This window comes from Saccharothrix longispora (assembly GCF_031455225.1).
GTDB lineage: Bacteria > Actinomycetota > Actinomycetes > Mycobacteriales > Pseudonocardiaceae > Actinosynnema > Actinosynnema longispora.
Genome location: NZ_JAVDSG010000001.1, coordinates 8,158,115 through 8,179,876, shown reverse-complemented (window position 1 = coordinate 8,179,876; position 21,762 = coordinate 8,158,115). Strand labels below are relative to the sequence as shown.

20 protein-coding genes, 1 tRNA gene and 1 riboswitch are annotated in these 21,762 nt (G+C 73.4%); of the genes, 10 read left to right on the top strand and 11 right to left on the bottom strand.

All coding sequences use genetic code 11. The features are described from left to right. The first annotated feature begins 31 nt into the window (after window positions 1-31). From J2S66_RS36080 to lipA, 3 genes are read left to right on the top strand one after another with little or no spacing between them, the layout of a single operon-like run. Window positions 32-496 carry a hypothetical protein gene (locus J2S66_RS36080; RefSeq protein WP_310314033.1) on the top strand — a complete coding sequence of 155 codons (465 nt, stop codon included), beginning with the start codon at window positions 32-34 and terminating at the stop codon, window positions 494-496. A 19-nt stretch (window positions 497-515) separates the two neighbouring features. After that, window positions 516-1,442 (top strand): oxidoreductase, encoded by a 927-nt coding sequence (locus J2S66_RS36075; protein WP_310314030.1) that lies wholly within the window; start codon window positions 516-518, stop codon window positions 1,440-1,442. Window positions 1,443-1,457: 15 nt separating this feature from the next. Further along, window positions 1,458-2,465 carry a lipoyl synthase gene (gene lipA / locus J2S66_RS36070; protein WP_306747022.1) on the top strand — a complete coding sequence of 336 codons (1,008 nt, stop codon included), beginning with the start codon at window positions 1,458-1,460 and terminating at the stop codon, window positions 2,463-2,465. On the opposite strand, the gene J2S66_RS36065 is transcribed toward lipA, so the two are convergent. The 8 genes from J2S66_RS36065 to J2S66_RS36030 all read right to left on the bottom strand — a co-directional run bounded on the left by J2S66_RS36065 (window position 2,437) and on the right by J2S66_RS36030 (window position 7,100). Continuing rightward, on the bottom strand, window positions 2,437-3,471 hold the full coding sequence (locus J2S66_RS36065) for a saccharopine dehydrogenase family protein (RefSeq protein WP_310315357.1): 1,035 nt from the start codon (window positions 3,469-3,471) through the stop codon (window positions 2,437-2,439). The genes lipA and J2S66_RS36065 overlap by 29 nt on opposite strands. A 33-nt stretch (window positions 3,472-3,504) precedes the next feature. After that, complete coding sequence (locus J2S66_RS36060) at window positions 3,505-3,792, bottom strand: hypothetical protein (protein WP_310314028.1); 288 nt, start codon at window positions 3,790-3,792, stop codon at window positions 3,505-3,507. Window positions 3,793-3,835: 43 nt separating this feature from the next. Then, window positions 3,836-4,273 carry a hypothetical protein gene (locus tag J2S66_RS36055; protein ID WP_310314025.1) on the bottom strand — a complete coding sequence of 146 codons (438 nt, stop codon included), beginning with the start codon at window positions 4,271-4,273 and terminating at the stop codon, window positions 3,836-3,838. Next, on the bottom strand, window positions 4,270-4,452 hold the full coding sequence (locus tag J2S66_RS36050; protein ID WP_310314023.1) for a hypothetical protein: 183 nt from the start codon (window positions 4,450-4,452) through the stop codon (window positions 4,270-4,272). The genes J2S66_RS36055 and J2S66_RS36050 overlap by 4 nt, the downstream gene beginning before the upstream one ends. A 228-nt stretch (window positions 4,453-4,680) precedes the next feature. Next, window positions 4,681-5,769 (bottom strand): hypothetical protein, encoded by a 1,089-nt coding sequence (locus J2S66_RS36045; RefSeq protein ID WP_310314020.1) that lies wholly within the window; start codon window positions 5,767-5,769, stop codon window positions 4,681-4,683. 244 nt (window positions 5,770-6,013) lie between these two features. Further along, window positions 6,014-6,088: transfer RNA gene (locus J2S66_RS36040), tRNA-Val, on the bottom strand. A gap of 37 nt (window positions 6,089-6,125) precedes the next feature. Continuing rightward, window positions 6,126-6,584, bottom strand: a complete 459-nt coding sequence (locus tag J2S66_RS36035; RefSeq protein WP_310314017.1) for a peroxiredoxin — start codon at window positions 6,582-6,584, stop codon at window positions 6,126-6,128. Window positions 6,585-6,668: 84 nt separating this feature from the next. Next, window positions 6,669-7,100, bottom strand: a complete 432-nt coding sequence (locus J2S66_RS36030; RefSeq protein WP_306747026.1) for a DUF3052 domain-containing protein — start codon at window positions 7,098-7,100, stop codon at window positions 6,669-6,671. 298 nt (window positions 7,101-7,398) lie between these two features. On the opposite strand from J2S66_RS36030, the gene aceE reads away from it, so the two are divergent. The 3 genes from aceE (at window position 7,399) to J2S66_RS36015 (ending at window position 13,546) form a co-directional block, all read left to right on the top strand. Then, window positions 7,399-10,149: a pyruvate dehydrogenase (acetyl-transferring), homodimeric type gene (aceE, locus tag J2S66_RS36025; RefSeq protein ID WP_310314008.1), complete on the top strand. Its 2,751-nt coding sequence runs from the start codon at window positions 7,399-7,401 to the stop codon at window positions 10,147-10,149. Between the two features lie 173 nt (window positions 10,150-10,322). Next, window positions 10,323-12,329, top strand: a complete 2,007-nt coding sequence (locus tag J2S66_RS36020) for a substrate-binding domain-containing protein (protein ID WP_310314006.1) — start codon at window positions 10,323-10,325, stop codon at window positions 12,327-12,329. After that, entirely contained in the window at window positions 12,326-13,546 is a 1,221-nt protein-coding gene (locus J2S66_RS36015; RefSeq protein ID WP_310314003.1) for an extracellular solute-binding protein, read from the top strand. Before J2S66_RS36020 ends, J2S66_RS36015 begins: the two co-directional genes overlap by 4 nt. Here J2S66_RS36015 and pnuC read toward each other — a convergent pair. Continuing rightward, window positions 13,543-14,172, bottom strand: a complete 630-nt coding sequence (gene pnuC, locus J2S66_RS36010) for a nicotinamide riboside transporter PnuC (RefSeq protein ID WP_310313999.1) — start codon at window positions 14,170-14,172, stop codon at window positions 13,543-13,545. The two genes, J2S66_RS36015 and pnuC, sit on opposite strands and share 4 nt — an antisense overlap. Window positions 14,173-14,233: 61 nt before the next feature. Then, window positions 14,234-14,356: riboswitch (FMN riboswitch) on the bottom strand. A gap of 121 nt (window positions 14,357-14,477) precedes the next feature. On the opposite strand from pnuC, the gene J2S66_RS36005 reads away from it, so the two are divergent. Next, a complete protein-coding gene (locus tag J2S66_RS36005) occupies window positions 14,478-15,746 on the top strand; it encodes a phytase (RefSeq protein WP_310313996.1) in 1,269 nt (422 codons plus the stop codon). 49 nt (window positions 15,747-15,795) lie between these two features. Here the strand turns inward: J2S66_RS36005 and J2S66_RS36000 are convergent, their stop codons facing one another. Both J2S66_RS36000 and J2S66_RS35995 read right to left on the bottom strand, forming a co-directional pair. Next, window positions 15,796-16,575, bottom strand: coding sequence for a mechanosensitive ion channel family protein (locus J2S66_RS36000; protein WP_310313993.1), 780 nt, complete (start codon window positions 16,573-16,575; stop codon window positions 15,796-15,798). 197 nt (window positions 16,576-16,772) lie between these two features. Continuing rightward, entirely contained in the window at window positions 16,773-18,317 is a 1,545-nt protein-coding gene (locus J2S66_RS35995) for an alpha/beta fold hydrolase (protein WP_310313989.1), read from the bottom strand. A gap of 116 nt (window positions 18,318-18,433) precedes the next feature. Between J2S66_RS35995 and J2S66_RS35990 the strand changes: the two genes are divergently transcribed. The 3 genes from J2S66_RS35990 to J2S66_RS35980 all read left to right on the top strand — a co-directional run bounded on the left by J2S66_RS35990 (window position 18,434) and on the right by J2S66_RS35980 (window position 21,712). Further along, on the top strand, window positions 18,434-19,609 hold the full coding sequence (locus J2S66_RS35990; RefSeq protein WP_310313985.1) for a PucR family transcriptional regulator: 1,176 nt from the start codon (window positions 18,434-18,436) through the stop codon (window positions 19,607-19,609). Window positions 19,610-19,793: 184 nt separating this feature from the next. Then, window positions 19,794-20,738 (top strand): ACP S-malonyltransferase, encoded by a 945-nt coding sequence (locus tag J2S66_RS35985; protein ID WP_310313982.1) that lies wholly within the window; start codon window positions 19,794-19,796, stop codon window positions 20,736-20,738. Next, complete coding sequence (locus tag J2S66_RS35980; RefSeq protein WP_310313979.1) at window positions 20,735-21,712, top strand: beta-ketoacyl-ACP synthase III; 978 nt, start codon at window positions 20,735-20,737, stop codon at window positions 21,710-21,712. The genes J2S66_RS35985 and J2S66_RS35980 overlap by 4 nt, the downstream gene beginning before the upstream one ends. Window positions 21,713-21,762: the final 50 nt, after the last annotated feature.

Here is a 21,762-nt window from a genome sequence, read left to right as displayed (position 1 = left end):
CGCCGGTCACCACGACGAGGGAGGCGTGATCATGAGTTGGACCGACTTCTACCGACGGCGTGACGCCCTGGACGCCGTGCTCGCCACCGCGGCGGCCGATCCCGCAGCACCGCCGGCCTTCGACCGGGACGTGTTCGCCACCGAGGACGAACTGCTCCTGGCCCTGCACTACCGCTGGATGCAGCAGCTCACCGGCCGCCTGGGCGTCGCCCTGGGTTCCGACGACGACGACCGCGTGGAGATCGTCACCCGGACGTGGCGGGCACTGGCCGCCGAGCAGCCCGTGCTGCGCGCCGTGCTCGACGAGCGCCCGACCCCCGCCGAGGCCGTGGAGCGGGAGCAGCGGATGCTGGCCCTGACCGCCGGGCTCGCCGACCTGTCCGAGCCCGCCGAGGAGATCACGCGCGTCGGCCGGGCGTTCACCCGGCTGGTCCGCGGCGCCCCGACGGGTGCGGTCGTGCCCGGTCGGCACCGCCGGTTCGCCAAGAGCGCCTGAACACCGGTAGGAAATGCGCATGGCGAAGTGGACGGAAGCCGACATCCCCGACCAGCACGGGCGCACCGTGCTGGTCACCGGGGCGAACTCGGGCCTCGGCCTGCGCACCGCCGAGGTGCTGGGCGCGAAGGGCGCCCGCGTGCTGCTCGCCTGCCGCTCGCCCGAACGCGGGCGACGCGCGCTGGAACGCGTGCTCGCGTCCGGTGCCGAGGCCGAGCTGGTCCCGCTGGACCTGGCCGACCTGGCCTCGGTCCGCGCCGCCGCCGCGCTGGTCCGCGAGCGCACCGGTGACGCGCTGGACGTGCTGGTCAACAACGCCGGCGTGATGGCCGTGCCGCTGGGCCGCACCGCCGACGGCTTCGAGCGCCAGTTCGGCACCAACCACCTCGGCCACGCCGCGCTGACGTGGCTGCTGATGCCCGCCCTGCGCACCCGGCCGGGCGCGCGCGTCGTCACCGTGTCGAGCCTGGCGCACGCCATGGGGACCCTCGACCTGGCGGACCCGGACTACGAGGTCCGCCCGTACACCGCGTGGGGCGCCTACGGGCAGTCCAAGCTGGCGAACCTGCTGTTCGCCCGGGAACTCGACCGGCGCACCCGCACCGCCGGCGTGGACGTGACGTCCGTCGCCGCGCACCCCGGCATCACCGCCACCGAGCTGAGCGCCAACATGGCCCGCGCGCGGCGCAACCGGTTCGTCGACGTCGGCGCCAAGATCAGCGACTTCTTCGCCCAGCCGGTCGAGAAGGGGGCGTTGCCGCAGCTCTACGCGGCCACGTCCCCGGACGTCGAGCGGGGCGGCTACTACGGTCCGGACGGGTTCCGCGGCACGCGCGGCCACCCCACCCGCGTCGGGTCCACCGCGGCGGCCCGCGACGACCTCGCGGCCGGCCGGCTGTGGGCCCTGACGGCCGAGCTCACGGGCGTCGCGCCCGACCCCTCGTGACGTAAAGTCGGTGACGTGACCGTCGTACCTGAAGGTCGGAAGCTGCTGCGGCTCGAAGTCCGCAACAGCCAAACGCCCATCGAGAAGAAGCCCTCGTGGATCAAGACCAAGGCGAAGATGGGCCCCGAGTACCGGGAGCTCAAGGGCCTGGTCAAACGCGAGGGCCTGCACACGGTGTGCGAGGAAGCCGGTTGTCCCAACATCTACGAGTGCTGGGAAGACCGCGAAGCCACCTTCCTGATCGGTGGCGAGCAGTGCACCCGACGCTGCGACTTCTGCCAGATCGACACGGGCAAGCCCGCCGACCTGGACCGCGACGAGCCCCGGCGCGTGGCCGAGTCCGTGCAGGCCATGGGGCTGCGCTACTCGACCGTGACCGGTGTGGCGCGTGACGACCTGGCGGACGGCGGCGCGTGGCTGTACGCGGAGACCGTGCGGCAGATCCACGCGCTGAACCCCGGCACGGGCGTCGAACTGCTGATCCCGGACTTCAACGCGGTGCCGGAGCAGTTGGCGGAGGTCTTCTCCTCCCGCCCCGAGGTGCTCGCGCACAACCTGGAGACCGTGCCCCGGATCTTCAAGCGCATCCGGCCGGCGTTCCGCTACGAGCGGTCGCTGGAGGTCATCACGGCCGCCCGCGAGGCGGGCCTGGTCACCAAGTCCAACTTGATCCTGGGCATGGGCGAGACGCCCGACGAGGTCACCGAGGCGCTGTCCGACCTGCACGACGCGGGCTGCGAGATCATCACGATCACGCAGTACCTGCGGCCCTCGCCGCGCCACCACCCGGTGGAGCGGTGGGTGAAGCCGGAGGAGTTCGTCGTGCACAAGGAGACCGCCGAGTCGATCGGCTTCTCCGGTGTCATGGCCGGTCCGCTGGTCCGCTCGTCCTACCGCGCGGGCCGGCTGTACGCGCAGGCCGTGCAGAAGCGCGGCGACGTGCTGCCCGACAACCTGCGCCACCTGCTCGACGCCGGCGGCGCGGCGCAGGAGATCACCTCGCTGCTGTCGTCCCGCCCGTAGGGCCGTCGACCACCACGCCGTCCAGCGCCCGGACGTAGTCCGCTCCGAACGCGCTGGACGGCGTGTGCGCGCCCGGGGTCACGTCGGAGACGCGCCGGGCGGCCTCGACGACCGAGTCGGCGGTGAGGTCGTAGGCGTTGGGGCCGGTCAGCGCCACGCGGACCCGGTTGCCGTCGTCGTCCCAGGCCTCGCCGAACACCTCGCTGCGCGTGCGCGCACGCTTCGCCGCGTCCGGTCCGCCGATGCGCTTCGCGAGAGCCGTCCCGAGCTTCCGCGCCACGCCCGTCCGCATCAGCGGCGCGGTGAGCGGCTGGATCGTGTCGAACAGGGCGGGCACCGTCGTGAACGTGGTGACGTTCGGGATGCCGGTCGAGTGGTAGGCGGTGCTCACGTCGCCCCACGGGATGGCGCCGACCTCGCGGTCCCGGTCCCGGAAGTGGGCCGTGCGCCGGCGGCGGCCGAGCGGCACCGGGCCGATCACGCCGTCCACCCGCGCCCGCCCGCCGGACCCCGCGCCCTCGACGGCGGTCCGCGCCGTGCCCGCGCTCGCCCCGCCCTGGACGACGAACGCGAGGTCGAGGTGCGTGGCGGACGGCAGGGCCTGCTTGAGCATCGCCGCGGCGCAGTCGGTCGGCACGACGTCGAAACCGACACCGGGCAGCAGCACCACCCCGGCTCCCACGGCGTCGTCGTGCCTCCGGGCGACGGCCTCGAAGACGTCGATCTCACCGGTGATGTCGAGGTAGTGGGTGCCCGTCGCCAGGCACGCGTCGACCATCGGCCCGGACGTGGCCGAGAACGGCCCGGCGCAGTGCGCGACGACGTCGATGCCCTCCAGCCCCTCCTCGGCCCTGCCGAGGGGGAAGACCCGGTGGTCGAGCCCGAGTCGCTCGGCGACGGGCCGGACCTTCTCCGCCGACCGCCCGGCGAGCACCGGCCGTTCACCGCGCGCCACCGCGAGTTCCGCCACCAACGCCCCGGTGAAGCCGCTGACCCCGTACACCATCCACGTCACAGAGCGGACCCTACCAACGGGTAGCTAGGTTCGCCGCCGACGCGCCACGCCCGCGCCCGCGAGCAGCAGCGCGCCCACCGCCGTGACGGGTGCGGCCCACGTCAGCCGCTCCACCCGCGACCGGGAGCAGATCCCGACGAACGCGGCCCCCTCCGCCTCGACCGCGACCTCGTCGTAGGCCATGCCCACGCTGTTGCCGCAGGAGACGGGAATCCCGGACGAACCGCTGGTGCGGAGGGGAAGCAGCATGATCAGCAGCCCCGCCAGGAGGAACGCGACACCGACCACCGCGGCGACCACCCTGGGCGACATGGCGTCACGTTACGGGCCGGCGACACCCCGGACCAGGAGGACGTCACACGCGGGGAACATCGAGCGCCCCCTGATGCGCCGATCGGTCGTCCCGATCGCGCCGGGCGGAAACGCACGACCGCAGGGTGCGCGCGACGAACGTGCCCCCGGCGTTCAGCACGAACAACCCGCCGACCCGGACGCAGGCGCTCTCGTGCCGCCCCATCTCCCCCACCAACCGCCCGACCCGCCCCAGCCCGGCCGCCCCGGCCACCACCCCGCGCACCGCGCACCCGATCCGCTCGACCGCGGCGTCCGCCTGGACCGCCGACCCCGGCCGGCGCGCCCGAGCCACCCGGAACGCCCCCGCGGGCGTGGGCACGGCCCCGGTGATGTCCAGGCCGAACGCGTCGAGCACGTCGACCAGTGCCAACTCGACCGCGCTCACGCCCGCTCCCCCGGCGAGCCGGATGGTGACGGGCAGCAGCACCCGTCCGCTCACCGGACCACCCCGGCGGCCACGCCGACCTCGACGAGGAGGACGCAGGACCCGCCCGCGTCCTCCTCGCGGCTGCCCACGTCCCACAACTCCAGGAGGCTGACGACGGCGCGCCGGATGTCTTCGCCCTTGTCGCGGGGAAGCCCGGCGGGCAGCGTGGCGCGGATCTCGAACGAGCACATGGCCGGACAGCATCACGGGGTGATCGCGCCCCCGTAAGCCCCGGATAGTGGGACATCGACGCCCGACGTCCCCACCGGGGCACGGACGACCACCGGTCGCGGCACGTGGGAACGCCGGCAGCACGTCCCGCGCGTGGCCACCGGGGATGGCCGACGCGACCCGCGGCACCCGAACAGGCGACACGACGCGGCGGACGGGCCCGGTCGCACGACGACCGGGGCCCGGGATCAGCCGGATCGCCCGCTGTCCGGCTTGCCGCTGTGGAAGTGCACGTCGCCGTAGATCGACCCGGCCTGCACCGCACTGCCGATGGAACCGTCGACGCTGTTGTGCACACCGCCGCCCGCCCATGGCCGCTGACCAGCGGCCTCCGCGTAGTCGGGCAAGCGCTTTCGCACTTCCTCCAGGTAGACCAGGCCCAGTTCCAGGTAGGCCGAACCGAGAACCACCCTGTCCACGTTCGGGATCTTGCAGACGCGGCCGTCCATCGTCTGGCACCTGAACCCGCGCACCGTCTCCTCGCCCAGACCACGCATCAGCACGGCGACGACGGCATCGTTCCAGACCGACACCTCCTTCAGCCCATTACCACCTTTTCCCAGACCCCGCAGCAGGGAGTGCCCGGCATCGATCCGAGCGTCGAGGTCGGCTCCGAAAAGGCGCTCCAGCACGCCGTCCCGGAGCCGTTCGTACCGGGGCGGTCGCATCTCCACCGGACGGGGCACGGAGTCCTTCGACAGTCTCTCCGCGAGCAAGCACAGCCTGTGGTGGATTCGCCGGACCTCCTTCTCCAGTTGGTCACGACCGTAGAGGTTGTCCGGCTGCACCAGGTACATCGACCACCCGGTGATGTCGATGAACAGGGCACCGACTTCCACGAGGCTTCGACCGAAGAGAACGCGAGAAGTGCAGAACTCGCTCAGCGGAGCGAAGTGATGTCGTTGGTCCTTGCAATTCCACGGGCCCCACTCGGCCTGCAACCGCCTCAACGTGACCACGGCATCGTCGAGGGCGAGACGGAGCTCCGGGCGGACGTGCCCGCCGGTGCCCTCCAGCACGGCGGGCGTGGCGCCCAATTCATAACGATGATCGACGTGACGGAAATCGCCAGAACTGGGCGGGCCGTACTTCCACGCGTTGCCCGACCAGGGAGCGATCGTCGCGGCCACGTCGCGGACTTGCCGACCTTGCCCGGCCATGTGCGCACGCGCCTTCTGCCCCTGGCGGTTGATCGCGGTCTTCGCCGCCTCGCCGCTCACGGCCTTGGGCAGCTCACGCTCCAGGCGATCCCGGCGCCTTACCGCCTTGCGCTTCATCGTTCGATTGTGGCGCAGCGGGGTCAGCCGGTGAACCGCCTTCATCGCGGTTGGCGGCAAGCCCCGACGTGCCGCGGGTCGCCGTGGAGGGCGGCTCCGGCGACGCGCGCGGCACCGGTCGGCCGGCGAGCCACCCTTCCGGCGCCTTCCGGGCTTCGTTCCGCGGCGACACCTCTGCGACGGGCGGTGCAAGAGGACCGCGCACCGCGATCCCGCTTCGGCGCGTGGTCCGAACGGGGCTGCGTGGTGGGCGCGGCAGGATTCGAACCTGCGACCGCTCGGGTGTAAACCGAGTGCTCTTCCGCTGAGCTACGCGCCCCTCCCGGACACCCGGGGATGCCCGAAGGAGTGAAGATTCAGGACAGGGCCGCCACGGCCTTCTTCCACGCCTCCTGGTCGCGGGGTTCACCCGGACCGTTGACCTCGGCGTAGCGGACCACCCCGGCCACGTCCACCAGGAACGTGCCGCGCACCGCCATGCCCGACTTCTCGTCGAACACGCCGTACGCCCGGGCGACCTCGCCGTGCGGCCAGAAGTCCGACAGCAGCGGGAAGCCGTAGCCCTGCTCCGCCGACCACGCCTTCAGGCTGAACGGTGTGTCCACCGACACACCCAGCACCTGGACGTCCCCCGCCTCGTACGTGGCCAGCTCGTCCCGCACCCGGCACAGCTCGCCGGTGCAGATGCCGCTGAACGCGAACGGGTAGAAGACCAGCAGGACGTGCTTCGACCCGCGGAACGACGAGAGCGCCACCCGCTGCCTGTTCTGGTCGTGCAGCGTGAAATCGGGCGCGACGGCCCCCACTTCCACCACGTCAGCGTCCTCTCCGAGCGCACAGCCCGAGCACGGGCCCCCCGATCGCGCGGGAGCCCGTCCACGAGCCTAGGACATCCCGGCTCAGCGCTTGGCCTTGACCGACTTCGGCGACACGAGGCGGGTCGCCGACCAGTCCCCGCTGAGGTTGATGTTGGAGGTCTGCGCGAGGCCGGCGGTGGACGCGGCCTCGGCGATGTCACTGGGCTCGACGTGCCCGGACCTGCCGGTCTTGGGCGTGAGCACCCAGATCAGACCCTCGTCCGCCAACGGCGTCGTCGCGTTGATCAGGGCGTCCGCCAGGTCGCCGTCGTCCTCGCGCCACCACAGCAGGACCACGTCCACGACCTCGTCGGCATCCTCGTCGAGCAGATCACTCCCGACCCGCTCTTCGACCGCCGCACGGAGGTCGTCGTCGACGTCCTCGTCCCAGCCGATCTCCTGGACAACGGTGCCCGGTTCGATCCCGAGCCTGTCGGCGACACCGATCTTGCCGGCGTCTTCCGCGGCGACCACGGCTTCCACTCCTCCAAGTACACAACAGCGGCAGTCGGGGTACGACTGCCGCGCGGATGTCACTACCAGTCGCGGACAGCGAACACTGTCAGCCCTGCCACGCGCAACCGTAAGGGCGAAGACACGCCGCATCGGGTACCCCCGGGTGCGGGCCCCCAACACCATGAGGCACGCTCTACATACCTCCTATTCGCGCGCGCGAGGGACACGATCCAGAATTACTCACCGGTAGCGGTGTCGGGACCGAGTCCACCGGGTGACGATGGGAGCCGAGAAGACACCGGAACGAGGAGATCCCTTGGCCCCGCACAACCCCCCCGAGCGGGTACGCGTCATCCGTGACGGCCTGGCCGCGCACCTCCCGGACATCGATCCGGAGGAGACCGCGGAGTGGCTGGAGTCGTTCGACGCCGCGCTCAAGGGCGGCGGGCAGCAGCGCGCCCGCTACCTGATGCTGCGCCTGCTCGAACGGGCCAGGGAGAGCCACGTCGGCGTCCCGTCGCTGACCAGCACGGACTACGTCAACACCATCCCCACCGAGCGGGAGCCGTGGTTCCCCGGTGACGAGGAGGTGGAGCGCCGGTACCGCGCGTGGATCAGGTGGAACGCCGCCATGACCGTGCACCGCGCGCAGCGCCCCGGCGTGGGCGTCGGCGGGCACATCTCGACCTACGCGTCGTCCGCGAGCCTCTACGAGGTCGGTTTCAACCACTTCTTCCGGGGTAAGGACCACCCGGGCGGTGGCGACCACGTGTTCATCCAGGGCCACGCCTCCCCCGGCGTCTACGCCCGCGCGTTCCTGGAGGGGAGGCTCTCCGAGAACCAGTTGGACGGCTTCCGCCAGGAGTACTCGCACGCGGGTCCCGGCGGGGGCATCCCGTCGTACCCGCACCCGCGGCTGATGCCGGACTTCTGGGAGTTCCCGACCGTGTCCATGGGCCTCGGCCCGATGAACGCGATCTACCAGGCCCGGTTCAACCGCTACCTGCGCGACCGCGGCATCAAGGACACGTCCGACCAGCACGTCTGGGCGTTCCTCGGCGACGGCGAGATGGACGAGCCGGAGTCGCGCGGCCTGCTCCAGGTCGCCGCGAACGAGCAGCTCGACAACCTCACGTTCGTGGTGAACTGCAACCTCCAGCGCCTCGACGGCCCCGTCCGGGGCAACGGCAAGATCATCCAGGAGCTGGAGGCGTTCTTCCGCGGCGCGGGCTGGAACGTCATCAAGGTGATCTGGGGCCGCGAGTGGGACTCGCTGCTGCACGCCGACCGCGACGGCGCCCTGGTCAACCTGATGAACACCACGCCGGACGGCGACTACCAGACGTACAAGGCCAACGACGGCGCGTACGTCCGGGAGCACTTCTTCGGGCGCGACCCGCGCACGAAGGACCTGGTCACGCCGATGTCCGACGACGAGGTGTGGAACCTCAAGCGCGGCGGCCACGACTACCGCAAGGTCTACGCGGCCTACAAGGCGGCGGTCGAGCACCACGGCCAGCCGACGGTCATCCTCGCCAAGACCATCAAGGGCTACGGCCTGGGCCCGCACTTCGCGGCGCGCAACGCCACGCACCAGATGAAGAAGATGACCCACGAGGACCTCAAGAACTTCCGGGACAGCCTGCGCATCCCGATCGAGGACAAGGACCTCGACCCGTACCTGCCGCCGTACTACCACCCCGGCGAGGACTCCCCGGAGATCAAGTACCTGCTGGAGCGGCGCAGGCAGCTGGGCGGGTTCGTGCCGGAGCGGCGCACCAAGTCCAAGGCGCTGGTGCTGCCGGGTGACAAGGTCTACGACGTGATCCGCAGGGGCTCGGGCAAGCAGGAGGTCGCCACCACGATGGCGTTCGTCCGGCTGGTCCGCGACCTGGCCAAGGACCCGGAGATCGGCGGCCGGATCGTGCCGATCATCCCGGACGAGGCGCGCACGTTCGGCATGGACTCGATGTTCCCGGCGCAGAAGATCTACAACCCGAACGGGCAGATGTACACCTCCGTGGACGCCCAGCTGATGCTGGCGTACAAGGAGTCCGAGCAGGGCCAGATCCTGCACGAGGGCATCAACGAGGCGGGCTCGACCGCGTCGTTCACCGCGGCCGGCACGTCGTACGCGACGCACGGCGAGCCGATGATCCCGATCTACATCTTCTACTCGATGTTCGGGTTCCAGCGGACCGGTGACGGCCTGTGGGCGGCGGCCGACCAGATGGCGCGCGGCTTCGTGCTGGGCGCCACGGCGGGTCGCACGACGCTGACCGGCGAGGGCCTCCAGCACGCGGACGGCCACTCGCTGCTGCTCGCGCACACCAACCCGGCCGTGGTGGCGTACGACCCGGCGTGGTCGTTCGAGGTGGCGCACATCGTCCGGGACGGCCTGCGGCGGATGTACGGCGAGGACGCCGAGAACATCTTCTACTACATGACCGTCTACAACGAGCCGTACCAGCAGCCGGTCGAGCCGGCGGACCTGGACGTGGAGGGCCTGCTCAGGGGCCTCTACCGGTACAAGGTCGCCGAGGGCGGGAGCGGCCCGCGGGCGCAGCTGCTGTCCTCCGGCGTGGCCGGGCCGTGGGCGGTGCGGGCGCAGCGGATGCTCGCCGAGGAGTGGGGCGTGCGGGCCGACGTGTGGTCGGCGACGTCGTACTCGGAGCTGCGCCGCGAGGCGGTCGAGGCGGACCGGCAGAACCTGCTGCACCCCGACCGGCAGCCGCGCGTGCCGTACGTGACGCAGGTGCTGTCCGACGTCGAGGGCCCCGTGATCGCGGTGTCGGACTGGATGACGGCCGTGCCGGACCTGATCCGGCCGTACGTGCCGACCGACATGACGACGCTGGGCACCGACGGGTTCGGCTTCTCCGACACCCGCCCGGCGGCGCGGCGGCACTTCCTGGTCGACGCCGAGTCGATCGTGGTGGCCACCCTGGCCGCGTTGGCGAAGCGCGGCGAGGTGGAGCGGGACGTGGTCGTGGAGGCGGCGCGCAAGTACCGCATCGACGACGTCGGCGCGGCGGGCCCGTCCACCTCGGACGCCGGCCTGGCCTGATCGGCAGGACACCCGAGGGGCGGTCCCGGTTCGCCGGGGCCGCCCCTCGGCGCATTCCCGCTCGACTGTCCGCACTAATGCGGCCGACCAGCGGGAACTCCGCGAACCTCCCGCGATCGGTGTGATCCACCCCATAGGATGGGACGGTCCACCGGCATCCGACGAGGGGTCTGATGGGGACGCCGACGCACCCCCTGCACCGCACGGTGCTGGCCGTCGACGTGTCCTCCTTCGGGCGGCGCGCGGTCAACGGGCAGGGCGAGACCAGGCGCGGCCTCTACGCCGCCCTCGTCGGAGCCTTCGACGTGTGCGGCCTGGACTTCTCCGCGACGCACCACGAGGACCGCGGCGACGGCGTGCTGGTGCTGATCCCGCCGGACGTGGCCAAGAGCCGGCTGGTCCGGCTCCTCCCGGAGGCGCTGGCGGGCGAGCTGCGCCGGCACAACGCGACGCACCACGAGAGCGCCTCGATCCGGCTGCGCGTCGCGATCACCGCGGGCGAGGTGCAGCACGACGCGCACGGCGTGGTCGGCGACGACGTGAACCTCGCGTTCCGGCTGCTGGACTCCGACCCGCTGCGCCGGGCCCTGGAGCGCACCGACGACGTGCTGGCCCTGATCGTGTCGCGCCGCTTCCACGAGGACGTGGTGCGCGACGACCCGGCGGTGCCGGCGGGCGCGTTCCAGCGGGTCGAGGTCGGCGTGAAGGAGGTCCGCGACCACGCCTGGCTGCGGGCGACCGGTCCGGTGGCCGCGCCGGGGCCCCGGCACCGCTCCCGGCACCGCCGCAAGCGGTCCGGACCGCGCTCGACCGCCCTGGGGCTCGTCGCGGTGCTGCTGGGGATCGCCGTCACGGACGCCTCCGCCGCGGTCCCGCCCGCCGTGCCACCGTGCCCGGCGCCGGTGCAGCTGGTCGTGCTGACCTCGCGGGACAAGGAACCGGTGGTCACGCGCACCGCCGTGGAGTTCGAGGAGGAGTCGCGCGGGTTCACCGAGCGCGGCTGCAAGGGCGCGAGCGTGCAGGTCACGACCGGCTCGTCGGCGCACGGCGCGGCGGCGGCGCTGGGCGGCGGCTGGGAGGGTGCGCAGGACCTCACCGAGCAGGGCGCGCAGCCCCACGTGTGGCTGCCGGACTCGTCGTTCGAGGTGGAGCGGGTGCGGACCGCCCTGGACCGCGACCCGCACGTGCACGTGCGGCTGGACCCGCGGCCGTCGATCGCTCGCTCGCCCGTGGTGGTGGGCGCCTCCCCCGAGCTGGCCGAGCGGATCGGGGAGGTCGACGGGGACGTGCGGTGGTCGGCCGTCGACCGGTTCGCGGCGCCGGACGTGTCGGAGGGCGCGGGTGTGGCGGTGGTCGCGGCGCTGGCGGACGGGCAGCTCGGCGGCGTCCACCCCGCCGCGCCCGGTGCGGCGCTGGCGCTGCGCGACCTGGTCCGGCGCGGCACGGCGACCGCGCCGCCGTGCACGGGCGACGTGGCCCTGGTGGCGCCGGAGCAGGAGGTGGCGACCACGCGCGGCTGCCGGCTGCTCTACCCGACCGGCGGGCTGGTCGTGCTCGACCACCCGTTCGTCGCGGTGGAGTGGACGGCGCTGCCGGAGAACCCCCGCAGGCGGCGGGTGGTGGACCTGTTCGAGGCCCACCTGCGCGACGGCGGGTCGCAGGGCGCGATCCGGCGCGACGGGTTCCGCGACATGAACGGCGCGCCGGGGCTGGTGGGCGGGCCGCGGACCGGGCCGCCGTCGGAGGTGGTCGAGGTGGACGACGGGGAGGCCCTGCGGCGGGCCTGGGAGGCGGCGGTGGCGCCGGGGGTGGTGGCGGTGGTCTCGGACGGCTCGCCGGACGCGGTGGCGTTCACCTCCTCGCTGGAGGGCCTGCTCGGCCCCCGGGACCGGGTGGTGGCGGTCGCACCGGGACCGGGTTCCCTGGAGGAGGCGGTGCGGCGGGACGCGGACGCGGTGGTGCTGCTGGCGTCCTCCCCGGTGCCGCAGCAGGCGCCGGGGACCAGCGCGCCGGTCCGGGTCGTCGCCGTCGGGTTCGGCGACGGGTCCTGCGCGGTCTCCACGGCGCTCTACGCGGCCGTGAAGGCCCACGACGGCGAGTGCGCCGAGGTGGGCGCCGGGTCGGGCACGCAGGGCGCCCTGGAGACCGTCGCGCGGGGGATCTGGGGTCGGGGGACGTGATCCGCCTGCTCGCGACCCTGGTGCTGCTCCTGACGGCCTGCACGGGCGCCCCCGGCGAACCGCCCGGCACCACGGGGGCGATCACGTTCGTCGACGGCCTGGACACCTCGGCCGGCCGGCAGGTCGCCCGGCTCGTGGCGCGGTGGAACGACGCCCACCCGCTGGAGCCGGTGACGTTCAAGGAGATGGCGCAGTCCACCGACGTGCACCGGGCCCAGCTCATGGCCCGGTCCCAGGACCTGGCGGGCGCGGACGACCCCCGCCACGACGGCCAGTGCTACGACGTGATGAACCTGGACTCGGTGTGGACCGCGGCGTTCGCCGGGTCCGGCTACCTCGAACCGCTGCCAGCCGACGCGTTCGGCGCCGACCGGATGCTGCCGCAGGCGGTGGAGAGCGCGCGGCGCGACGAGCGCTCGCTGTGGGCGGTGCCGTGGCGGGTCGACGCCGGGCTCCTGTACTACCGGAAGGACGTGCTGGAGCAGGAGGACGAGGCCCCGCCGCGCACGTGGGCCGAGCTGGAGCGGCTGGCGTCGGAGCTGGGGCCGGCGCACGGCCTGGCGGGCTACGTGGGCCAGTTCGCCGAGTACGAGGGCGTGACGGTCAACGCGCTGGAGGCCGTCTGGGCGCACGGGGGCGATCCGCTGCGGCCGGACGGTCCCGGCGCGAAGCAGGGCGTCGACGTCCTGGCGCGCGGCTTCGCGGAGGGCTGGATACCGCGTGAGGCCCTGGACTTCCGGGAGGAGGAGAGCCGCGTCGCGTTCCAGTCCGGCAAGGCGCTGTTCATGCGCAACTGGCCCTACGTGCAGCCCAGGCTGGCCGGGCCGGACTCGGACGTGGCCGACCGGTGGGGCGTCACGCGGCTGCCGGGGCCCAGCGCGCTCGGCGGCTGGAACCTGGCGGTGTCGCGCTGCTCGGCGAACCAAGAGACCGCGCGGGCGTTCATCCGGTTCCTCACCGGCGCGGACACCCAGCGGGCGCTGTTCGACGCCGCCGGGTGGGCGCCCAGCCTGGAGGCGCTGTACCGGGACGAGGTCCCGGCCCTGCTCGCCGAGGCGGTGCGGGCCGCGAAGAGCCGCCCCACCTCGGCGCACTACGACGAGCTGACCAGCGTCATGCGCCAGCGCTTCCGGTTGGCGCTGCAGAACCCGAACGCGGTGGACAGCCTGCTCGACGGGCTCGCCGACGAGGTCCGCCGGGTGGAGGAGGGCCGCTAGGCGGTCTCCACGGCGCGGGCCGCGGTGCGCTGGGCGGCGCGCTTCCAGTCGAGCCAGCCGCGGACGACGAGGACGGCGAAGATCGTGTAGACGAAGGCGCTGAAGTACAGGCCCGAGCCGAGCTGGAGCGGCACGCCGATCGCGTCCACCACGAGCCAGACCAGCCAGAACTCGACCATGCCGAGGCCCTGGAGGCTGAAGGCGAGCACGGTGCCGACGAAGATCGCGGCGTCCGGCCACGGTGCCCAGCTCGCGTCCAGGGCGTCGAGGACCAGCGCGAACGCGGTCGTGCCGACGACGAACGCGACGACCACGGCGATCCGCTCGCGGGTCGTACCCTCGCGGACGACGACGCCGAACACGGGGTCGCGGCGGCGGCTCCACGCCCACCAGCCGTAGAGGGTGATCAGCCCGATGACGACCTGCCGCGCGGCCGTGCCGCCGAGGTGGGCGGACAGGTAGACCACGAACAGCAGGGAGACCGAGACCAGCTGCACGGGCCAGGTCCAGATGGTGCGGCGCTGGGCCAGGTAGACCACGACCAGGGCGAACACCTGGCCGGCGAACTCGGCCCAGGAGACCTTCTGGCCGAACAGCGTGAAGCCCTGCTCCAACAAGACGTGCACCGCGTCCTCCATCCCCGGACAGGCTCCTCCGGGGCGACGGCGCGCGTGGGCACGCCGACGGCACGCGCGCCTCCCATCCGGACTCTCACCGTCGGCCCCGGAGTTCCACCGGGTCAACCGCCCTGGTGGGCGGGTCGCGGGCTGTCACCGCCGGTTCGGACTTCCACCGACCCCGGAGCGCATGTCTCTTCACCCGCGTGAACAACGGCGCGCGCCCCCTTGTTCCCCCGATGGGCGGCGCCGCACGATCGGAGACGTCACCCGGACTTCGGCCGCCGTACACCGGCGGCCGATAGCGTGCGCGAATGCGAATCCTGCTCACGGTCGCCCTGGTGCCGGTGCTGGTCACCGCCGCGCCGGGTCCCGCCGCCGCATCCGGGACTCCCCCCGTCGTCGTGCCGGTCGCCCAGACCCGGGCGTTCGTCGACGACCCGTCCGGGACGCCCGCGAACGCCGACGCCGACGACCCCGCCGTCTGGGCGCACCCGCGCTCGCCCCACCGGAGCGTCGTGCTCGGCACCCTCAAGGAGGGCGGGCTGGCCGCGTTCGACCTCGCCGGCCGCGCGCTGGGCACCTACCCCGCGCCGGCCGCGCCGTCGCCGGGCGCCGCGCCCGGCCGGTTCAACAACGTCGACGTGCTCGGCGGCGCGCGGGTCGGCGGCCGGGAGCGGTCACTGGCGTTCGTCAGCGACCGGGGCCGCGACCGGGTGCGGGTCTACGAGGTGGACCCGCGCGGCGCGGCGGCGGGCGCGGGCGCGGTCCGGGACGTGACCGACCCGGCGGCGCGGCCGGTGTTCTCCGCGACCGAGGCCGAGGTGGACGGGCAGCGCACCGCCTACGGCCTGGCCGCCGGGTCGGTCGGCGGCACGCCGGTCGTCGTCGTCAGCCGGCGGAGCACGACCCGGCTGGCGCTGCTGCGGGTGGCCCCCGCGGGCGGCGACCGGGTGGGCACGTCCGTCGCGTCCACCGTGGACCTGCCGTCGTCGTTCCCGCTGCCCGACGGCACCACGTGGACGCCGTGCGGCGACCCCGGCGAAGGTCCGCAACTGGAGGGCATGGTCGTCGACTCGCGGCACGGCGTGCTGTACGCGGCGCAGGAGGACGTGGGCATCTGGCGCATCGCGCTGGGCGCATCGGGCTTCGGCACGCCGGTGCTGGTCGACCGGGTCCGCTCGTTCGGCGTGCCGCGGACCTACGACCCGGGGACCGACGAGTGCGTCGTCTCCGGCCCGGACCCCGGCTTCGGCGGGCGGCACCTGGAGGCCGACGCGGAGGGCCTGACCGTGGCCGACGGCTACCTGGTCGCCTCCAGCCAGGGCGACTCGCGGTTCGTGGCCTACGAGCGGACCGGGCGCAACCGGTACGCCGGCGAGTTCGTCGTCGGGCGCGGCCGGGGCGTCGACTCGGTGGAGCACTCCGACGGGGCGCACGTGGTGACCGGGAACTTCGGGCCGCGCTACCCCGAGGGGCTGCTCGTCGTGCACGACGGGGAGCGCACGCCCGCCGCCGGCGACCTGCCGACCACCGGCTTCGCCTACGTCAGCTGGGCCGACGTGCTGGACGAGCTGGACTGACCAGGGGCGCGGGACCCCGCCCGTCCGCCCGGACGGGGCCCCGGCCGGCCTAGCGGTCGCCGGGCGCGGGCATCCCCGCGGGCGGCGTCGGCGCGTCCGTCGAGCTGTGGCGGGCGGCCCGGGCCGCGGCGGTCACCGGTTCCTGCGAGCGGCGCGGCTGGGGCGCCGAGGCCTCCTCCTGCGCCCGCTGGAGCCAGCCCTCCCAGCGCTGCTGCATCGGGCGGACCAGACCGCCGCCGACGCCGACCACGATGACGCCGGCCACCGTGGCCAGGACGGCGATCAGCACCGGCATGGTCACCGACACCGCGATGCCGAGCTGGTTGAGCGCCGCGATCACGCCGAGCGCGACGACGAAGCCGTAGGTGATCGTGCCCAGCATCCGCGTGTACGAGCGGGCGCCCAGGGCACCGGTGACGAGCCCGCGCAGCGCCTTCCCGACGGCGGCGGCCACGAGCACCAGCACGATCGCCACGACGATCCGCGGCAGGTAGGCGATGACGTCGTTGAGCAGCACGCTGACCGCGTTGCCGGTGCCGAACACGCCGAACGCCAGCTGGAGCGCGATCAGCAGCACGAAGTAGTAGACGAGCTTCACGATGAGGTTCGAGGCGTCGATCGGGGACTGCTTCATCGCGCCGCCGAGGCCGGAGCGCTCGACCAGCCGGTCGAACCCGGCCTTCTGGAGCAGGAAGCCGACCGCCTTGGCCAGCGCCTTGGCGATCAGCCACCCGATGAGCAGCACGAGCAGGAAGCCCAGGAGCTTCGGCACGAACGTGGCCACCACCGCCCACGCCTGCCCGAGACCGTCGGTGATCCGTGTGCCCATGACGTGCCCTCCTTCTGTTGTCTTGTCGGGATCGTGTCCCCGCCCGCTTCACCCGGCAACCTGAAGTGTTGGCTCGAAAGAGTGACTGACGTGGCGATTCGCGCCGGGACAGTCCAGAGTGGAGTCACCGGTGGGGACCGGGGAGAGGGAAACCCCCGGCGCGAGGTTCTCGCGCCGGGGGTTTTCGCGTTGCACCCCTAGAGCCGCACGGGTCCCAGCGCCAGCTCGTCGAGGTAGGTCTGGACGTGCTGCGGCGACGCGGCCGCGGCCGGGTCGGGCCTCGCTTCACCCGGACAGGTGGAGCTGCTCGGCGGCAGCAGGCCGTCCAGCAGGTAGCGGTCGACGGCCCGGTTCACGCAGGCGTTGCCGGTGCCGTAGATGCCGTGCCTGCCTTCGTCGACCACGGTGACCAGGTTGTGGCGCAGGCGCTCGGCCATCGCGGGGCCGCTCTCGTACTGGGTCTGCGTGTCGCCCTCGGCCTGCACGACCACGCCGACCGGGTAGCCGTCGCGGCGGAGCCGGATCGGCCCCTCCGGTGGGGTGAAGCTGCGGAACGTGCAGTTCATCGGGGCGGCGCGCACGATGCCGAAGCCGTACGGGTAGCGGTCGCGGAAGACGCGCATGTCCTCGTAGTAGGTGTCCAGGTCGGTGGGCCAGTCGGCCTCGCAGATCACCGTGGTGAACACGCCCGAGACCAGGTCTCGCTCGGCGCTGCGGGCCATCGGCGCGGTCGCCTCCGCCGGCTCGCCCGCCCTGAGCCGCGCGACGGAGTCGGCCGTCTCCGCCCACAGTGGACGGTAGCGGGCGCCGACGCCCATGGCGGCGTCGAAGTCGGTGCGCGCCTGCACGCCCGCCGGCTTGGCCGCGAGGTCCTCCGCCACGCCCTCCAGCGTGACGAGCACCTCCTCCGTCGTCGCGCCGAGCCCGTAGCGGGCGTGGTGCCCGGCCACCCAGCCCGCCCACGCCTCGACGTTGCGGCGCAGGGCGATGGCCTGGGCGCGGAACTGCTCGCGCCAGATCCACTCCGGGTGCACCGCCGAGTCGAGCACGCTGCGGTCGAGCCGCTGCGGGAACAGCGTGCCGTAGACCGCGCCCAGGTAGGTGCCGTAGGAGTACCCCAGGTAGTTGATCTTCTCCTCGCCCAGCGCGGCGCGGACGACGTCGATGTCGCGGGCCGTGTTCGGGGTGTTGACGAAGGGCCGGATGCCGCCCGCGGCCTCGCGGCACGCGTCCTCGGCGGCCCGTGCCTCGGCCGCCCACTTGGGGAACTCGTCGTCCTGCGGACGGGTGTCGGCCGAGGCGATCGCCGGGACGGTGCGGCAGTTCAGCGCCGTCGAGCGGCCCACGCCGCGCGGGTCGAAGCCGATGATGTCGTAGGCGCGCGCAGCCTCGGTCTTGGCCAGGTACGCGGGCATGGACAGCCCGGAGCCGCCGGGTCCGCCGGGGTTGACCACGAGCACACCGCGCCGCCGGGCGGGGTCCGTCGCCTTGCTGCGGCTGATCACCATCGAGATCCGCTCGCCCGTCGGCCGGAGGTAGTCGAGCGGCAGCACGACCTCGGCGCACTCCAGGGTCTGCTTGCACGGCTTCCACGTCGGCCGCTGCGCGTGGAACTCGGCCAGCGGGTCGGGGTTCGCCGAGCCCGGCGGCTCCGCCGGCGGGGAGGGTGCCCCGAACGACGGGACCACGCCCGTCGCCAGCACCACGGCGACCACCACTCCGACTGACAGGTACCTGCGCACGGAACACCCCTCTCGCTCACGCTCCGGACGCCACCGAACGTAGGACCGCCGGCGCGCACCGTCAGGGCGAGTCACTCCATCGTGGCCGGTCGTGGCCGACGTGCGATCGTGGGCGCATGAGCAGTTCCACCGCGCTGTCGCGGGCCACCCTGCGGACGCTGAGCCGGGCGTCGGGCGACCTGGCCACGGCGAGCGTCGCCGAGATGGAGGAGCGCCTGCCGTGGTTCCGGCGGATGCCGGCCGACCAGCGCGCGGGCGTGCTGCTGCTGATCCAGAACGGCGTGGCCGGGTTCGTGTCGTGGCTGGACGACCCGCAGCAGGCGATCCGGCTGACGGCCGAGGCGTTCCGGGCCGCGCCGAAGGACATCTCGCGGTGGGTGAGCCTGCGGCAGACCGTCGAACTGGTGCGCATCGCGCTGGAGCTGTTCGAGCGGCAGCTGCCGAGGCTGGCCGGGAGCGACGCCGAGCGCGCCCTGCTCAGCGAGGGCGTGCTGCGCTACGGGCGGGAGATCGCGTTCTCCGCGGCCACCTCGTACGCGGCGGCGGCGGAGGCGCGGGGCGCGTGGGACGCCCGGCTGGAGGCCCTGGTCGTGGACGGCATCGTGCGCGGCGACGCCGAGGAGTCGCTGCTCTCGCGGGCCACCGCGCTGGGCTGGGACCCGGCGGCGGAGGCGACCGTGCTGGTGGGCAACCCACCGTCGGACGACCCGCCCGCGGTGGTCTTCGAGGTCCGCAGCCGGGCCGCGCGGATCGGGCGCCCGGTGCTGCTCAGCGTGCAGGGCTCGCGGCTGGTGGTGGTGCTGGGCGGGGACACCGAGCGGGGCGACGCGCTCGCCCGCATGGCCGACGCGTTCGGCGACGGCCCGGTGGTCGCGGGGCCGACGGTGACCAGCCTCGCCGACGCCCACCGCAGCGCGAGCGACGCGCTGTCCGGGCTGCGGGCGGTGGTCGGCTGGCCGGCCGCGCCCCGGCCGGTGCGGTCGCTGGACCTGCTGCCGGAGCGGGCCCTGGCGGGCGACCCGGAGGCCGAGTGGCAACTGGTCGACCGGGTGGCGCGGCCGCTGGAGGAGGCGAGCGGGGCGCTGCTGGAGACCGTGGACGCCTTCCTCGAAGTGGGCGGCGTGCTGGAGGCGTGCGCGCGGAAGCTGTTCGTCCACCCGAACACGGTGCGTTACCGGTTGCGGCGCGCGGCCGAGCTGACGGGGCGCAACGCCACCGACCCCCGTGACGCCCTGGTACTGCGCATCGCCCTGTCCGTGGGGCGCCTGGCCCGCGCCCGCGGGTTGTGGTGACCCCGACCGGGTGTGACCGAACACGCATGTCCCGTTTCGGGTGGTATGGGTTCCGATCGACAACACGCCACGTCGTTCGACGGTCATGCCGCAGTCACAATTGTAGGAACCCTACAAATCGAGCACCCGGGTTTCGTGACTGCCAGCATCACCGCAAGTGCGCGTCAGAGTGTTCAGTGAGCGGGTGATCGCGCTTCTCGCCCCCGGACAGGGGTCCCAGGCACCCGGCATGCTCACCCCGTGGCTCGACGTCGACGGGGCCCGTGAGCGCGTCGCCGCGTGGTCCGCGGTGACCGGTCTGGACCTGGAGCGCCTGGGCACCACCGCCGACGCGGACGAGATCAAGGACACGGCGGTCACCCAGCCGCTCGTCGTGGCGCTGGCGCTGCTGGCCTACGAGGAGCTGCGCCGCCGGGTCGAGCTGCCCGCCGACACCGTCATCGCGGGCCACTCCGTCGGCGAGCTGGCCGCCGCGGCCGTCGCGGGCGTGCTGAGCACCGACGACGCCGTCGCGCTGGCCGCCGTGCGCGGCGCCGAGATGGCCGCCGCCTGCGCCCTGACGCCCACCGGCATGGCAGCGGTGCTCGGCGGCGAGGAGGACGAGGTGCTGGCCCGGCTCGACGAGCTGGACCTGGTCGGCGCGAACCGCAACGGCGCCGGCCAGATCGTGGCCGCCGGCCCCCTCGACGCCCTCGACGCCCTCGTCGAGGAACCGCCCGGTCGGGCGAAGGTCCGCCGCCTCCCGGTGGCGGGCGCGTTCCACACCCGGTACATGGCGCCCGCGGAGGACGCGCTGCGCGCCCGGGCAGCGGCCATCACCGTCGCCGACCCGGCGCTGCCGCTGCTGTCCAACGCCGACGGGGCCGTGCTGACCGACGGCGCCGAGGTGTTGGGCCGACTGATCTCCCAGGTGACCCGCCCGGTGCGGTGGGACGCCTGCCAGGCAACCCTCGCCGGTCGCGCGGTGACGGCGGTGGTGGAACTGCCACCGGCGGGCGCGTTGACCGGCCTGGCCAAGCGCGAGATGAAGGGCACCCCCACGTTGGCCCTCAAGACCCCCGAACAGCTCGACCAGGTCGTGGAACTGCTCGCCGCCGCCGAGCGGGGCGAGGCGGTGGCGGCCAAGTGAGGACGTTCTCCCTCCCCACCGGCCCCGTCGGCACCCGCATCGTCGGCCTGGGCAGCTACCAGCCGGACACCGTGGTCAGCAACCACGACCTGGCGCAGCGCATGGACACCTCCGACGAGTGGATCCGCGACCGCGTCGGCATCGCCAACCGCCGGGTGGCCAAGCCCGACGAGAAGCTCACCGACATGGCGGTCGAGGCCGGCGCCAAGGCCGTCGCGGACGCCGGGCTCGCCCCGTCCGACATCGGCGCGGTCGTCGTCGCCACCTGCACCATGCCGTCCCAGATCCCGAACGCGGCGGCGCAGGTCGCCGACCGGATCGGCGTCAAGGCCGCGCCCGCGTTCGACCTGAACGCCGCGTGCGCCGGCTTCTGCTACGCCCTGGGCACCGCCTCGGACCTGGTCCGGGCGGGCACCGCGGCGAACGTGCTCGTGATCGGCGCGGAGAAGCTGACCGACTGGGTGGACCCGAACGACCGGTCCACCGCGATCATCTTCGCCGACGGCGCGGGCGCGGCCGTGGTCGGGCCGTCCGACGAGCCGGGCATCGGCCCGGTGTCGTGGGGCAGCGCGGGCGACCTGGTGGACATGATCCAGGTCGCCGACCGCGAGTCGTCCATCTTCCAGGAGGGCCAGTCGGTCTTCCGCTGGGCGACCACGCAGATCGCGCCGATCGCGCTGCGGGCGATCGAGGCCGCGGGGCTGGAGCCGTCGGACATCGACGTCTTCGTGCCGCATCAGGCGAACCTGCGGATCGTCGAGGCCATCGCGAAGCGGTTGCGCGCCAAGGGTGCGCGCGAGGACCTCGTGGTGGCCCGTGACATCGTGGACTCCGGCAACACGTCGTCGGCGTCGATCCCCCTCGCGCTGGACCACATGCGCGCGGCGGGTGAGGTGCGCAGCGGTGACGTGGCGCTGCTCGTCGGCTTCGGGGCCGGCCTGTCCTACGCCGGACAGGTCGTCCGGCTGCCGTGACCGCAATCCAGGACTCCGGTGGGCAAACCACCCGGGATGAGCACGATGGG

Excerpts from the sequence above, each read along its gene's own strand:
- J2S66_RS36080 (WP_310314033.1), top strand. The coding sequence starts at position 32 with ATGAGTTGGACCGACTTCTACCGACGGCGTGACGCCCTGGACGCCGTG.
- J2S66_RS36075 (WP_310314030.1), top strand. The coding sequence starts at position 516 with ATGGCGAAGTGGACGGAAGCCGACATCCCCGACCAGCACGGGCGCACC.
- J2S66_RS36065 (WP_310315357.1), bottom strand. The coding sequence starts at position 3,471 with ATGGTGTACGGGGTCAGCGGCTTCACCGGGGCGTTGGTGGCGGAACTC.
- J2S66_RS36060 (WP_310314028.1), bottom strand. The coding sequence starts at position 3,792 with ATGTCGCCCAGGGTGGTCGCCGCGGTGGTCGGTGTCGCGTTCCTCCTG.
- J2S66_RS36050 (WP_310314023.1), bottom strand. The coding sequence starts at position 4,452 with ATGTGCTCGTTCGAGATCCGCGCCACGCTGCCCGCCGGGCTTCCCCGC.
- J2S66_RS36045 (WP_310314020.1), bottom strand. The coding sequence starts at position 5,769 with ATGAAGCGCAAGGCGGTAAGGCGCCGGGATCGCCTGGAGCGTGAGCTG.
- J2S66_RS36020 (WP_310314006.1), top strand. The coding sequence starts at position 10,323 with ATGGGGACGCCGACGCACCCCCTGCACCGCACGGTGCTGGCCGTCGAC.
- J2S66_RS36005 (WP_310313996.1), top strand. The coding sequence starts at position 14,478 with ATGCGAATCCTGCTCACGGTCGCCCTGGTGCCGGTGCTGGTCACCGCC.
- J2S66_RS36000 (WP_310313993.1), bottom strand. The coding sequence starts at position 16,575 with ATGGGCACACGGATCACCGACGGTCTCGGGCAGGCGTGGGCGGTGGTG.
- J2S66_RS35990 (WP_310313985.1), top strand. The coding sequence starts at position 18,434 with ATGAGCAGTTCCACCGCGCTGTCGCGGGCCACCCTGCGGACGCTGAGC.